This is a genomic window from Taibaiella soli (assembly GCF_003236175.1).
GTDB lineage: Bacteria > Bacteroidota > Bacteroidia > Chitinophagales > Chitinophagaceae > QKTW01.
This window is the reverse complement of record NZ_QKTW01000027.1, coordinates 19,859-34,453: the sequence shown is the minus strand read 5'-3', so window position 1 is coordinate 34,453 and position 14,595 is coordinate 19,859. Positions and strand designations below refer to the sequence as shown.

The 14,595-nt window shown below is 42.4% G+C and carries 10 protein-coding genes; 4 read left to right on the top strand and 6 right to left on the bottom strand.

Annotation, left to right across the window (positions count from 1 at the left end; all coding sequences use genetic code 11):
• The first annotated feature begins 194 nt into the window (after positions 1-194).
• Together DN068_RS19995 and DN068_RS19990 are read left to right on the top strand one after the other, a co-directional pair.
• Positions 195-395 (top strand): hypothetical protein, encoded by a 201-nt coding sequence (locus DN068_RS19995; RefSeq protein ID WP_111000723.1) that lies wholly within the window; start codon positions 195-197, stop codon positions 393-395.
• A 268-nt stretch (positions 396-663) separates the two neighbouring features.
• Positions 664-1,305 (top strand): response regulator transcription factor, encoded by a 642-nt coding sequence (locus tag DN068_RS19990; RefSeq protein WP_111000722.1) that lies wholly within the window; start codon positions 664-666, stop codon positions 1,303-1,305.
• A 170-nt stretch (positions 1,306-1,475) separates the two neighbouring features.
• On the opposite strand, the gene DN068_RS19985 is transcribed toward DN068_RS19990, so the two are convergent.
• The 6 genes from DN068_RS19985 to DN068_RS19960 form a co-directional block, all read right to left on the bottom strand.
• Entirely contained in the window at positions 1,476-1,814 is a 339-nt protein-coding gene (locus tag DN068_RS19985; protein ID WP_111000721.1) for a DUF4280 domain-containing protein, read from the bottom strand.
• Positions 1,815-1,828: 14 nt separating this feature from the next.
• Entirely contained in the window at positions 1,829-2,491 is a 663-nt protein-coding gene (locus DN068_RS19980; RefSeq protein ID WP_111000720.1) for a hypothetical protein, read from the bottom strand.
• Positions 2,492-2,527: 36 nt separating this feature from the next.
• Positions 2,528-3,424, bottom strand: a complete 897-nt coding sequence (locus tag DN068_RS19975; RefSeq protein WP_123985424.1) for a PepSY domain-containing protein — start codon at positions 3,422-3,424, stop codon at positions 2,528-2,530.
• A complete protein-coding gene (locus DN068_RS19970; protein WP_111000718.1) occupies positions 3,382-6,783 on the bottom strand; it encodes a phage baseplate assembly protein V in 3,402 nt (1,133 codons plus the stop codon). Before DN068_RS19970 ends, DN068_RS19975 begins: the two co-directional genes overlap by 43 nt.
• Before the next feature lie 255 nt (positions 6,784-7,038).
• On the bottom strand, positions 7,039-8,082 hold the full coding sequence (locus tag DN068_RS19965; RefSeq protein ID WP_111000717.1) for a T9SS type A sorting domain-containing protein: 1,044 nt from the start codon (positions 8,080-8,082) through the stop codon (positions 7,039-7,041).
• 24 nt (positions 8,083-8,106) lie between these two features.
• Positions 8,107-11,628: a beta strand repeat-containing protein gene (locus DN068_RS19960; protein ID WP_111000716.1), complete on the bottom strand. Its 3,522-nt coding sequence runs from the start codon at positions 11,626-11,628 to the stop codon at positions 8,107-8,109.
• 610 nt (positions 11,629-12,238) lie between these two features.
• Here DN068_RS19960 and DN068_RS19955 point away from each other — a divergent pair.
• Both DN068_RS19955 and DN068_RS19950 read left to right on the top strand, forming a co-directional pair.
• Complete coding sequence (locus DN068_RS19955; protein WP_111000715.1) at positions 12,239-13,921, top strand: PAS domain-containing sensor histidine kinase; 1,683 nt, start codon at positions 12,239-12,241, stop codon at positions 13,919-13,921.
• Positions 13,922-14,002: 81 nt separating this feature from the next.
• On the top strand, positions 14,003-14,527 hold the full coding sequence (locus DN068_RS19950) for a GNAT family N-acetyltransferase (RefSeq protein WP_111000714.1): 525 nt from the start codon (positions 14,003-14,005) through the stop codon (positions 14,525-14,527).
• The last annotated feature ends 68 nt before the right edge of the window (positions 14,528-14,595 follow it).

The following is a 14,595-nucleotide window of genomic DNA, read 5'->3' as shown; positions in this document are numbered from 1 at the left end:
CAATTTTGCCAAAAGAGCGAGTATTAACTTTATGTTTCAACAAAAAAGCAGACGTAAAAACATCTGCTACAATTAAAGATCATAACGGATAACCAAACACGTCGCGGATCTTTATATTTGAAACGAAAGCAGTACTAATTTCTAAAAACTGATTTCCACTATTTTCCACAAATAGCGCTTCTTTAACTACGCAAATGCGCACATTCCCATACACAATAACGAATGCGACAACCGGGGCACAACAAAAAAGCGGATGTAAACACATCCGCCTGAAATTACTAGTGAACACCACTTCACTACTGTTATCTTTTGAAACAAGCTATTGCAAAGATCCGTTCTACCCTGCACATAAACCGGCTATGAGCGCCTATACTGTTTTAAGCGAACGTGCATAGTTTTATTGAGAAATTGCAATGTTTAACTGAACAAATCTGCTTTCCATCGTAAAAAACACCTGCTCAAACTCAAATAATCTTGAGGCCCCATTCGCATAATATTGAATTTTCATTAGTTCAATTTCACGTTTCGACTATTAGTGTACCTTACTGCTTCCAATACGAAGAACGCCGCTCTGTATATCATTGAAGGCATGCATATCGTTCCCTTATTAAAACAAAGCCCCCGTCACCCATTCTTGAACCACAAAATGAATTGAACGACAGTATGGAAAAAAGATTCCTTATCGCAGACGACCACACAATTATTCGCAAGGGGATGACGGTATTACTCCGGGACAATTTTCAGAATTGCACTTGTGTAGAAGCAAATAACGGATGCGTAGTAATTAAACAGCTGAAGGAACAGACATTTGACCTCATCATTCTGGAAATGAACATGGCAGATGTAGACACGCTCAGCCTTATCGACTGGATTAACACCAATAACCCGGATGCCCGAATCCTGATCTTTTCGATGCATGCTTCGGCTCATTACGGAATTCAGCTTTACAGAAAAGGCATCAGGGGTTTTCTTAACAAAAGTTGCAGTGATGATGAGATTGTGCAGGCAATTAACCTAATATTAAGTAACAGAATATACATTCCGCAAGATTTGCAGGATGTGATGTCGGACATGCTGCGCGGCAAGAAGAAAACGGAAAACAATTTCGAGCTGCTTTCCGACCGTGAATTTAGCGTCTCGCAATTGTTGGCGCAGGGCAAAAATTATGAAGAAATCGCACGGATACTGTGCATCGAAGTGTCAACTGTACGCACATTTAAAACAAGAATTTTCAAAAAACTTTCCGTCAATACTACATTCGAATTTCTAAGTCTGGCGAATGCGCACTACAATATTTTTTTATAGCCTTGGGGCAGCTTTTTCCCCACCAGGATATAAAACTGCATCTCAAAAATAACGGAACCCACACTCGGCTTTCAAGGTATTAAACCGAACCTTGGAGGCCGCATTTCGGAGATCTGAGATGTACAATTTGGGATGCAGAAATTTATACAACTGATTCATTTGAGCGGTTTTTACGCTATTTCATGTGTTTCGGTGTGCCCTTTGTTTTGTATCGTTATCTTTCCGCCAACGGAACATTGGCAAATCGAATTTTCCGTAAGGATTTTATAACCATTAATCGTGTCTTTCCCGGATGTTTGATTCCATTGAATAATTGCTGCTACGCATTTGTTTTTTGTCACAGTGCAATTACCAAATCCGGGAATATTTACTTCCGCCTGTTTGTCCTGCTCTGTTGCGATAAATTTATCCGCTGCTTTGCAGAAATTCTGACTCGTTACTTTCAGCTGACCTGTTGCGGTTCCTTTATCGCAAAGAAGCATTGCATGTTCGGTTATTTTTTGTGGCATAGAAAAATGATGACTTAATTATTAATATACTTTCGCTCCTCCCTACTTGTTATAGCGCCTGTGTTACCATTGAGTACTATCGTTTCAATACAGTCTGGCCGCTTCAACCATTCTATTTTCCAAAAACTGGTATCATCAAATACAATGGAAACACGACGACTGATGATGGTATGGTAACCCGTGCTTTGCAGAATCGGCCCCTTATCGACACGTATACCTTCGCGCTCACAAAAAGCCAACACTTGCTCAAACGTGAATTTGTAATACTTATCGTAGTTTATCTCCTTAATGAGTTTGCCCTGCTCATTAAATTCGAACCACGTACCTTTTCGAAAGGTGCCACAAGAAACATGGAAACAAAGTCCCTTTTCTCTAATGTTACCGTTTGAGTGATATGTTTTATTTACTGAAAAATAGGAATTATGTGCAGTAGCCCGATAAAATAATCCTGCCTGAATATTCATTAATCGAACCAATGTTCCGTCTTCTGATATCCTTTCGAAAACCGGGCTTGATTTATCTATTCTACTATTATACAAGTTGAAATCAAATTTCTCGAAATTGCTGTCTACGTACGGCGTACCAAACATATTTTTTGAGTTTATTTTTTTAGATTCTTTCTGTCCTAGATAGCCTATAGAAAATAGGCAACCAAAAAATAGCACCACTAGTTTCATTATAAAACAGATGTCAGTCACAGCGTATTTCTTTATCTATTGTAACGCCAGATCCTTTTTAACTGATAAATAAATAATCGTCGTGACGACTATTACAAATACAACCACTACAATCGCCAATAGTAAGTTTGATGGCTCACTTGCACTAGCCGCCGAAGAAAGAATGGTTCCCTGATCATTCTTGTCATTAGACAGTGGCAGAATAATTTCTTCACTAGTGGTATCCTTTCTCCACGCATTTGGGGGGAAGATCCATTCATCATCCACACTTTTGCTAACAATAGCGCCATTACGAGCGTCGATTTCCAAATTGACGATATGCTGATCTTTGGTAAGGAATTGCATTTGATACATTGGGACTCCCTTTTTATAGAAATAAGTATCCTCTGTGTAACCTTCCCATCTTGATATTATTATTTTTGTGGGATCATCATCTCTAAAGTCGGATATGATATCGACGTCATATTCTTCCCTAATCTTTTTCCTGAGATCATCGATACTAAACGGATATGGTTTATCCTTATCAATCTGTTTAACGAGCTTCCCGTGAATATCGTATTCTTCAAACAGGCCAACGAACGACTGAGAATAAAAGTCTTCGCAGCGAGTATGTAATCGCCTTGTTGATGTATAAAATGATTTAATAATTCTATACGGAGAGTTAACGCGCTGTATCTCTATTTGAGTGAAATCATTACCAAATACAATTCTTACTTTGACACTATCTTTTACGTAGTTCTGGTCTCGCTTAGTAAATAACAGGTTTTTATCACGCGGCCAATTTTCATATTTGCTTAAATCTAAGTACTCCATACTATCTGTATTATTGACTTTTTTTTCTTGTCCCTGGCATACTCCAACAGCCAAAACAAGGACGACTAGTAAATATTTCATTGTACGTGTTGTTTTATAATTTTCCATTGCCAGTGCCATACCGTGTTTTTGGAGGCAGCCAACGATGAAGTTTTGGCATACGACATAACATTAGTGGTTTCGTAATCTTGATAAGTAAACTGAACGTCTTTAGAAAAATTTCTAGAATGTGTGTGATGTAAACCTAATCCATGCAACCCTTCATGACTTAAAGTATTTGCATTTCGAGGTTTAAACAATGCCACGCACTTCAATCCTATATCTTGCACTTGACCTATCGTACCTGACCAACTGCCGTTAGGGAAAATCTGCATATCGTGCGGCGGCACACCAAACCAAAAAACAATGAAATGATTACTGTAGCTCGCTTTATTACCCGGCTGCTTGTAAAAAAGTTCTTTCAAAAAAGCAAACATTTCACCATTTGGATAGTCCTGAAAAAGGTTGCCTTCGGTTGTATTTTTAAGACGATCCGGAGAAATCAGGTGACCATCTCTTTGTCGACTAAAAATGAACTTACCATAATTTTTCAATCCAGATGCACTAGTCGTTATTTTGAATTCATTCACATTGCTGAGATCCAAAATGCCTCCATTTTTTTCATAGATTTCTATCTCTCCATGTATTAGAGCTTGATGCATGGCATTTTGAAGATTCTCTTGTTCGCCTGGGAAAAAAGTGCCACTAATTGCCTTTCCATCTATATTCGTTTCCACCGGCACTAATACAAACTTCTGAGTTTTCCGATTACTCACTGCAGGTTTGCCATTTGCTGCCGGACTGTTTTTATTGGGTTCTATGGCAATTTTACCGGCGAGTTTCCGTAAGGTCAATTGCTCTGCCGCACTCTTAGTAAGTGAATCTTTTGGATAAGCGTACACTAATATCTCTTGCCGCGTCGCAAATTCGCCGATGCATTTTATCTTTAGCTGGTCGGACACCTCTCGCTTGGAACCAATAGTCTTACCCGCGATAAGCACTGGATTAGCATCGGTTCCGTCTTTACCGTTTATTTCGAAATATTTTTTGTCAAACATCACCCGTATCTGATCCGGCTCTTCGTTCTCTACATCCACCAGTATTCGTAAAGTAGCTTCATAAGGCGGTTTCACACCGGTCGCAACGGCATCCCGTGCTGCTTTGGGATACAGATTCAACCAGGGCACATAATATTTCTTTAGCTTAAGATTGCTTTTTCGGTTAATAGGCAGTTGTAAATATTCATTTTCTAGTGCTGCAAAGGCCTCATCTTTACTATCATACTCTGTATTATTGTCGGTGTAAACGGGTTTTCCATCCGCGCCTTTTCCAATGATCTTACCATTCGGTTTTTCATAGCCACTGTCCAGACAATCATAATAAGGCTTCTCTAACGTGGCTCCGTTATCATCAATCCGCAACCAGTCAAATCCAAATTCGCCATTGTAGCCTGTTTGTAATGTTCGGAACTCAACAATTACATTGGTCAATGTAGCAGGTGGCGCTGCAGCGACATCAATCGGGCTATTTGTAAAACTGTTTTTAGTTTGCCCATGAACTTCAGTTGTATCCTTGCTATTAATCGTTGTCAGTTTGTCCGAATGCACTACCATCTTTTCTTTACCCTGAGTCGTTACATCGTTGCCCTGAATATTGATTGTGTTACTGGCATTAATGAGCGCGTCACCGCTGAACAGCTGCATTGCGCCGCTTACAACCTGTTTTAGAAAAGGGGTAAAGACAAACAGTTTGGACATTATATTCATGACCAGACTATTCGACACATTCAATTCCACATTATTGTAGGCATTAACCTCAATGTCCGTTGCCGACATAATTATTTTCTTCGGCGCAGTCAAATTGATATTTCCCTTCCCATCCAGATAGAAACTATTACCACTTGGGTCCTTGACGGTAACGCTGCCCTGCCCGTCGGTATCGTCAAACTGTATGGTGCAGCCACTGCGGGTAATAATGCTTTTGATATGATTGTTGTCGAGTCCACCCATTCCATTTTGTCCATGAAACATACCGCCCATTACAAATGGCCTATCTGGATTGCTGTGAACAAAACCCACCATTACCTGCGAGCCTATTTCGGGGATGAACACTAAACCGCGGTTCTTGCTTACCTGATCACTGCTGCCAGCGTCGGGCGTCATTACTCTTATAAAATCAGTAGGTTCATTCTGCCATGGGAACTGCACTTTTACACGACCGTTTGCCTTCGCATACTTATCATCGGCATTAGCGACCACTGTGGCTAGTTGAGGCTCCGCAATTGGCAGAGTAAACTGATGAAAAGGAAGATTTTCCGTCTTTTGCGGAATGCCAACGAATTCACAATCATAACTACCGTCGTAACTCAAGGTTTGCCGCAGCTCAGCAATGATCAACGTGGCATAATGAGTCTTTTTGTTAGTGCTGACGTCACGGATTTCTAATATCACATTGCACCCGGGGAACAAATACGGATTGGTACTGCGACCTTTTATGTTAAACAGTCCTGTGGCCTTAGCGGTTGCCTGACTTTTTTGCGAAGCGGTCACTTCTTTGGCATCGATGGCGCGGACCGGCGCTACTTGCCGTGTCGGCGTTTTAAACATTTGTTCGCTGGCTGTAAGGGCTTTTTCTCCGAAGTAATCAATACCTCTGATTTCGAATGTATCGTGCCGCAATGCTTCATGATCTGAACTATTATAACTGTAGTGCTCCGTCTTTATATGACGGGCGTTCATGCTGGCCTCCATGTCATATACATCGCGGCCCAGCACCAATTTTACGTCCGGTTTGAAGAATGGTTTTCCGAAGTAAAGATCTTCACCATCATACCAAAACCAGTCGCCATAACTCGCAGCCAGCCTTGCCAGATAGTTATAATGGGTTTCATTGTATTGACAAGAGTAAGGCAACGGTCTTCCGAAGCGAGATTTTACATTTTTTGTATCTAACCCGGCCTGAGTTAAAATTTCGGTCGCTATAGATTGTACCGTCTTGTTGGTAAAGCTTTGTGTATGGGGTGCTGCATCGAGCAATAAAGTTGGACTGCCGCCAGCGATAACGATTTCGCCAAAACCATAGGTACAGCGGCGATAACTGACGTTGGTCACAATACCTTCAAACCATCGTTTCTGATCGGGCCAGATGTGATAATAAAAACCGATGCTGATTTTTTCGCCCATCAGCTTGCTGGCATTCGCCAGCCATTGATCATCTGCTACCGGGCTGCCATCTTTTGAAAGCAACGCATCATGGCCGATAACGAGTTCAAATGTATGATGTGCCGCGATGCTTTGCGAGAGCTGAAAAGATTCAAAAGATTTGATGGTATAGCTTCCTACAAAAATATCGGCGCAGGTATAGGCTGCGCTATTATCATGCTTATCCCAATCGATCCTGGGTTTTCTGGTTGTCGTGGATTCAAAGCTTTCCGGGGGCATTTCGTTTGCAATATTGATTTATGGTTATGCTATTGCAAATTTGATGCCGTTTTTCACGAACATCTTATTGATTGTGCAATCGATATCCTGGAGTTGCAATGTGCGACGCAACTCAGGCCGAATCGGAGCGTCCGCGCCTGTTGCAAAAAATAAAGCCGGCACTTAAGAAGTGCCGACTTATCTTTTATGGATACTATTGGATGAACGCTTATTCTTTACGACGTTGAAAAATCAAAACACGTCTTTAAACTGCCGTTATTCTTTGACCAGTTTATAATTGCTGATACCGTTTGCATCCTGTAGTGTCACAGTATACATGCCTGCAGCCAAGCCAGTCATATCAATCTTGTTATCTCCGCTGCGCACGTCCTGTGTACGCACTGACATGCCCATTGCATTGTAAACGGTAGCAACACCTGTGTAATTACTTGTAGTTACATTTTCAATACGAAGGCTAAAGATATTCTGCACCGGATTTGGTACGATCTGTACATTGGCGGCAGCATCACAACTGATATTTGCAACAGCGGTATTGCTATAATTTACGACGCCGTTGTTATCTGTCAATACTAAACGATACATCGCGCGACCATTACCGGCCTGATGCACGTAAGTATAATCGCTGTTATCACCCTTGCCGCTGATGACCGCTATATTCTGGTAATCGGCGCCATCGTGACTATACTGAAGTGTGAAATGGCTGAAATCTCTTTCGGTTGCAGAATGCCAGTTCAACATTGTGTTGCAGCCCTCAGCTGTTGCGGTAAATGAAGTCAGCTTGATTGGCAGCGGCGACAATGTGTACGTAAACGAACTTGTGGCATCGTTGGTAGTGCTTGAGTTTACCGCACCAGAAGCTACAACGTTAATGTTAGCGCCATTTCCCGGAGCAGCTGAAGTAGTGAGCGCGGTTACGTCCAGATTTCCTACAGTGATTGTTCCACCCTGCGCATTGGCAAGTGCCTGGTTCAATACGCCGGTAATCACATTGGTACCTGCATCAAAAGACCAGGTGAAAAGTGAAGCACCATTACCTGTAATGTTTGTACTCAGATTATAACCCGGATGCAACGTAAGATCACTCAGTGAAATAGTGACCGTCACCTGGCTCGCTTGCGGGGCGGTGATCGCGGTGCCAATATTTACAAACTGAAAAGAAATTGAATTATTACCAGCCACTGAAATCGGAGCCGGATTTACTGTTGCGCCATTTACTGCCGGATCTCCTGCTTTTGCGTTAACAGCAAACAGCAGCATGCAAAGAGTAAATGCCTTGAGTGAATATGTAAGCTTTTTCATTTGTTTTTTCTTTTTTGGTTGGAATTATTGAATGTGATAAACAAGTGTATCGTCGTCTTCATTATCTGAGCTGTCAGTTTCGCCGCCGCTACCGTCTGCGATAACGGTGGAGATAATTGTAGAACCTGCACTGGCATTAGGATTGAATGTAGCGGTGAAGCCCGCACTCAGAGAACCATAACCATTCAGCGTATTTGAAGTCGTCAATATGTAGAAGAATGAATTACTTACTGCGTCAAATGTCCAGGCGCTGTTGCTCACTGCACGACCTGCAGCAGTTGTTGCAGCAGAATTAAATGCCAGCGTGTATTTTGGATCTTTCAGAATACGGACCGTAATCAAACCATTCGTATTTACACCGTTTTCTTCATAAACGGTCAGCAGTACGTTGAGATTGGTAATGCCATTAGCGATCGCCGGCAAAAACGAAATAGTAGGTGACAAATCTGGTACATTATTAACTACTACATGCAATGTTGCTTTCGCAAATGTTCCAGTAGCTGCATCGTTAGCCTGATAAGGAATATCTACGGTACCAATGAAACCGGCAACAGGCGTAAAACTGTAAGTACCGTTTGCATTCAGTACAAAAGTACCCGAAGCCAGCGTGATATTTTGCGTTGTAGCTGTCAGCGGATTGCCGGCAGTGCTGATATCATTTGACAATACATTGCCTGTCGCTGCATTTACACCACTGGTAAACACATAATCATCGGTTGCACTCACTGCTGCGTTGGTGCCATTAACGGTGATGTAAACCTTGGCGGTACCACATAAACCGGATGGCGATTCACAAACCTGGTAAGTAATTGTATCGTTACCTGCGAAGGAAGCATTAGGCGTGTATACGATTTGTCCGCTGGCATTTACCGCTGCTGTACCGTTAGATGGCTGAACTGTAATCGTTGGCGTCCCCAATGTGCCACCAGCATTCCCAACACCATCGTTCGTGAGTTCGCTGATTGTAACCGGTACGCCTGTATTTGTCGTAGCCAGATCTGTATTGACAATTGGCGGATTTGTATTTACCGTAGGGTCAACAACCGTAATAGTAAGTGGTTCGGTAGCACAACCGGTAGACATCCCAGACATACAGTAAGGCACATCATAAGTATAAACGCCGATTTTATCTGCGGTAAATGTATAACTGCCGTCTGCGTTTACCGTCAAAGTCGCATTGCTGCCGGCCGGAGCTGTAGTTGGTGCAGCAGGTGTGCCGTAGGTAGCTCCCGGAATAATATCGTTGGTACTTACATTCCCTGCAATTATTCTATTGATGATACCTGTATTTACGTCTGGATTTACCAGCATACAATTAAGCGTACCGGTACCTGCAACAGAACTACGGGTATCAATGAATGCACCATACACATCGACGTAAGAATTATTGAGCAAACCGGCATTCAGCAATGAACCGACGCTGATTGTAATTTCATCAAAAGGCTTTGTAGTATAAAAACCGACGTTGTACGAACCGGTTGACGGCGTACCGATAAGCGTCGCCAGAACCGTGAGATTAATTAAACTTGCACCTGTTGCAGATTCCTGCAATGTTCCATTATTATAAGTGCTGACGGTAATCGCATTCAGCAAATTGGCCAATACAGCAGGTGTGGTACCTGGTTTAATGACAAAGCCGGCGAATGTCCCTTTCGGATAAGTGGTAATTGGATCCAAAACAGCAATGGAAGCATTAGCCAATACTGTTGCGTTGTTTGCAATACGTGCATAATCTGTGGTACTTGCAGAAACTACATTCCATGCGTCCGCTACACTTGCATCTGCCGTCAGCACACCGGAAACACCTGTATGCGTTGCATCAATCACCGTAGGAAAAGCAGGGTTATTCAGATAGTAAGAAGTGCTGCACATGATTGTTGGCGCGCAGGTTTTCTCCAGAATCGCTGAATAGATTTTGATGTTCCCCAGATCAGCGTTCACTACTTGATTAAACGAAATCTTCACTTCATTATAAGGCACGTTTGCAACGATGCCTACAATCTGACGCGTGGTACCACCTGTCAACAAAGTAGTTGTTGCACCGATAACCAAAGCATTACCACTGCCTGTTTGCACCAGTGTGCCGTTATTATACAAATAAATGGTTGCGTTGCTCAATACGCCGGCAGTAAGCAATTGTGTATTGGTCTCTACGTCAAAACCAGCAAATGAATTGGCCGGATAGGTATTCATTGCATCCGCTACCGCAAAATTTGCTACGGAAGCTACACCGGTAGTTAGCGAAACGGTTGCATAATTATTAGGATCATTGTCGATTGCATTTTGCGCATTGCTGATGCTTCCGCCAACGGTTGCAATGTTGTTGATGCCGGTATTGACACCGTCAACATACAGTGGCAGATCTGGATTGACTGCAGCTGTAAGCGTGTTACACGCTAATGCATTACCCGCGCAGAAATTTTCTACCATCATGCCGTAAATATTTACGGTATATGCCAGACTTAATGTGTTTGATACTGTTATTTTCACCTCATCAAAACTGTGTGCTGCGCGAAAACCCACTACAGAACGACCGTTAGAGGCCGACAACAATGCCGGATTTACGGTAAGCAGTGCCGCACCAGTCAGCACATCTTGCTGTACACCGGCGGCATATGTTGTGATGGTAATGTTATTCAGCAAATTGACACCCAGCAGTGAACTGCAAGAAAGGTCAAATGCTACGAATGTACCCGTGGGATAAGTGGTCACGCCATCTTTAATTGCAATGGAACCACCCGTTGCAAGGCCAACCGTTGTACTGATCGTTGCGTAACTCGACGGGTCTCCATCAATGATATTGTACGGACTATTTACAGAACCGGAACCTAGTATACCGATCTGCGAAGCATCAGTTGTTACCGGAAACTGAGGCGTAGTAACCGTTGTAAGTGTGTTACAATTCAACGCAGGGCCCGCGCAAAACTTTTCTACAAAGGCATAGTAAACATCCACAGACGACAATACGCCGCCCAATGTGATACGGACGTCATCAAAATCTTTGGTTGTCTTAAAACCTACATTGTAGTTATTAGAACCACCTGTAAGGCCCAGTGACACCACTATTGCCGAACCAGAAACAGACTCCTGCACTACGCCGTTTGAATAGGTGGTGAGCGTGAGGTTGTTCAATAATCCCAGCAAGGTTGTATTCGTCACATTAAACCCTGCATAGGTACCCGCCGGATATTTTACTGTTGGCGCATCTTTCTTTACCTCTACAAAAGCGCTGCCTAAAACAATAGAAGCAAGTGTAGTAGCACTAGAAGTAGCACCAATGATGTTATTCTGATTTGCAACACCTGCACCCAGTCCGCTAAAACCACTGTTCGCGGTAACACCGGCATGATTTGCCGTATTCAGGGTATCAGCGATATTACATGTCTGTGCCTGAGATTTTAGCGAACCAAAAGCACCCAGCAATAATAATGTGGTACCACAAACGAACCGACGCATACCATTGCGACGACTGGCTCGCCTTTCTTCACCACTTTTACGGGTAAACACGTCATCGGCGAATACCTCGTTGCGTAAAGCAATTTTCATTTTACTTAATTTAATTTTTCGAAATTGAATATGGAATAGCCAGATGATACCTGTTTTATACAAGCACCGTCAATACCAAACCTGCTGTTCAAAAAAAGAGGATACATTTTCTATGGTCGGTTGACATTCCCCTCTCCCGTGAGGAAATATCAATACAAAAGAACGCTAACCTTACGGTTGCGACCGTACGCAAACGCTTACGAAAGCACACGCTTTAGCGCCACATGATGCACAATTACGACTACATTTATTGAAGAAGTTGAACTGAAAAAAAGAAGAAATTCAATGAAGCTTATTTACCACAAAAGGAAAGGACTAATCACAACTGATGAGATTCCACATAGACAAGAAACGGTGCAAATCCTGACATTACCCTGAAAAAAAACTGAAACTGTACGCATCAACAAATTTTCTGATGCAAAATTCGTCCGAGATCCTTCCACAAAAAGGTCCGATCGGTCGGACAAATAGTCCAATCAGACATTTCTGATAAGTCAGCTTAACCGATTATCAAGTTATTTGACTATTTTATTCGTTGTAAAACAACGCCGGAGAATCTACGGCACGGTTTTATTACTGTATAACAGGAAGCAAAACCCGAGCACCCAACATGAAAGAAGTTACCATTAATACCATGACGTACAATGAAACCGGGAATTCCGAGCAGAATAGCGAAGCTTTCTACGAACAGTTTATCGGCGCTATAGATATCCCATTCTATACTTTAAATGCCGAAGGGAAACTAACCTTCTACAACGAAGCTGCAGCCGATCTTTGGGGTCGATCGCCCTTATTGGGCAATGATCTGTGGAATAATGAGTTTGAGCTTTTGAATCCCGACGGTACTATGCTTGAAATTGCAGCATCACCAGTGGCGGTTTGTTTTAGAGAACGGCGACCGGTAACTGGCCAGGAGGTTATTATTGTTCGCCCCGACGGCTCCAGGCGACATGTCATTTCTCATCCGCAGCCGTTGTTCGACAACGATGGAAAGCTAAAAGGCATCGTTAACCTACTCGAAGATGTCACCGCAATCCGGCAGGCTGAAAAAAAAATCCGTGAATACGATCAGCATTATAACACAATGATGAATTCGGTGGAAAAGAAAATTGAAGAGCGGACCAGGGAATTGCTTCGAAGGATAGAAGAACAGGAAAAAAATGAAGAACGTTTTCATCGCATGGTAGAGGAAGTGGAAGACTATGCGATTATTCTTCTGGACAAAGACGGCCTGATACAGAATTGGAATAGAGGTGCTGAAAAGATCAAAGGTTATACCGAACAGGAAATCATCGGAAAGAGTTTCGAAATCTTTTATTCCGAAGAAGACCGAAAAAATAAAGTCCCGCAGACACTGATCCGCAAAGCAGCAACCGAAGGTAAAGCAACAACTGAAGGTTGGCGTATCCGTAAAGATGGAAGCCGTTTTTGGGGAAGTATTGTAATCACAGCGCTTCATGATTCAAAAGGTGCATTAATAGGCTTTACCAAAGTAACCCGCGACCTCACCGAACGGAAAATAGCTGACGATAAATTAAAAAGCTACAGTGCCGAACTTGAGTTTCGCAATACCGAACTGGAACAGTTTACTTACGTTGCATCTCACGATATGAAAGAGCCGGTACGTAAAATACAATTGTATGCTTCGCACCTAAAAAGCTCCCCGCATAACCAGCTCGACCAGCGCTCGTCCGATTTTCTGGATCGTCTGATGAAAGCCGCCGTTCGTATGAATAATCTGATAGAAGATTTGCTGGCTTATTCAAGAACGACTTCTGTAGAAGAAAACTTTGTACCGGTAGATCTGAATGAAATCATCACCGAAGCCGCCGCTTCCTACAAAGAAGAATTTCTGCAAAAAGAAGTTGCGTTTGTAGCTGGATCACTACCTATGATCAATGGCATTCCGTTTCAGATCAAACAACTGGTAGATAATCTTATCAATAACGCACTTAAGTATAGCGATCCTACCAGAAAACCAATAATAAAAATCTCCGGCAAAATTGTAAGTGAACAGAGTGTGCCTAATGTGCCGCACGCAGGCAATGACAAATACGTGTTGATCTCTTTTTGTGATAATGGCATAGGCTTTGAGCAGGAATATGCGGATAAAATTTTCGGTGTCTTCCAACGGCTGGAAGTTTCGTCTGAGACAACAGGTTCAGGCATTGGTCTTGCTATCTGCAAAAAAATAGTTCAGAATCATAATGGTTATATCTGGGCTTATGGCGAAAAAAATAACGGCGCCAGATTTGATATTTATCTACCTGTATTAAAAGTTAAAGAGTCTTAAATTGGGCGGTAAGCGAATACTGCATTTACCTCCGGCATTCCGTAATTTTGTGTGTATTCAAAACTACCGCAAACAACCAGCATGAACGGAATAATCATACAAAAAGCAGGCATTAAAGAATGGGAAATAATACAAAGCCTCGGCCGTAAAACTTTTATCGAAACATTTGCAGAAAGCAATACGGAGGCGAATATGAATGTTTACCTGACGGAAAGTTTCACGGAGGAAAAATTAAAATCGGAACTAACCAATCCCGACTCGCTGTTTTTTATTGCATGGGATGACGAATCACCAGTCGGTTACCTCAAACTAAATATTGGCAAAGCGCAGACAGAACCTCAGGACGAATCTTTCCTGGAAATAGAACGGATTTATGTACTGGCAGCTTATCACGGTAAGAAAGTAGGACAACTGCTGTATGAAAAAGCGCTTGAATCAGCACGACTATTACATAAGTCAACTATCTGGCTGGGCGTCTGGGAACACAATCTGCGAGCACTTCGTTTCTACGAAAAAAATGGCTTTGCTCCTTTTGGCAAACATTTATTTGTTATGGGCGATGACCAACAGACAGACATAATGATGCAGAAAAAGCTTGATGTCTGATCGTCGAATTCCTGATTTTAGTGCAAGTACTATAGCGATCAGAAACGAGGCACTAAGTACTCGATACC

Coding starts and splice junctions, on each gene's coding strand:
- DN068_RS19970 (WP_111000718.1), bottom strand. CDS start 6,783: ATGCCCCCGGAAAGCTTTGAATCCACGACAACCAGAAAACCCAGGATC.
- DN068_RS19965 (WP_111000717.1), bottom strand. CDS start 8,082: ATGAAAAAGCTTACATATTCACTCAAGGCATTTACTCTTTGCATGCTG.
- DN068_RS19985 (WP_111000721.1), bottom strand. CDS start 1,814: ATGCCACAAAAAATAACCGAACATGCAATGCTTCTTTGCGATAAAGGA.
- DN068_RS19980 (WP_111000720.1), bottom strand. CDS start 2,491: ATGAAACTAGTGGTGCTATTTTTTGGTTGCCTATTTTCTATAGGCTAT.
- DN068_RS19955 (WP_111000715.1), top strand. CDS start 12,239: ATGAAAGAAGTTACCATTAATACCATGACGTACAATGAAACCGGGAAT.
- DN068_RS19990 (WP_111000722.1), top strand. CDS start 664: ATGGAAAAAAGATTCCTTATCGCAGACGACCACACAATTATTCGCAAG.
- DN068_RS19960 (WP_111000716.1), bottom strand. CDS start 11,628: ATGAAAATTGCTTTACGCAACGAGGTATTCGCCGATGACGTGTTTACC.
- DN068_RS19995 (WP_111000723.1), top strand. CDS start 195: ATGCGCACATTCCCATACACAATAACGAATGCGACAACCGGGGCACAA.
- DN068_RS19950 (WP_111000714.1), top strand. CDS start 14,003: ATGAACGGAATAATCATACAAAAAGCAGGCATTAAAGAATGGGAAATA.
- DN068_RS19975 (WP_123985424.1), bottom strand. CDS start 3,424: ATGGCACTGGCAATGGAAAATTATAAAACAACACGTACAATGAAATAT.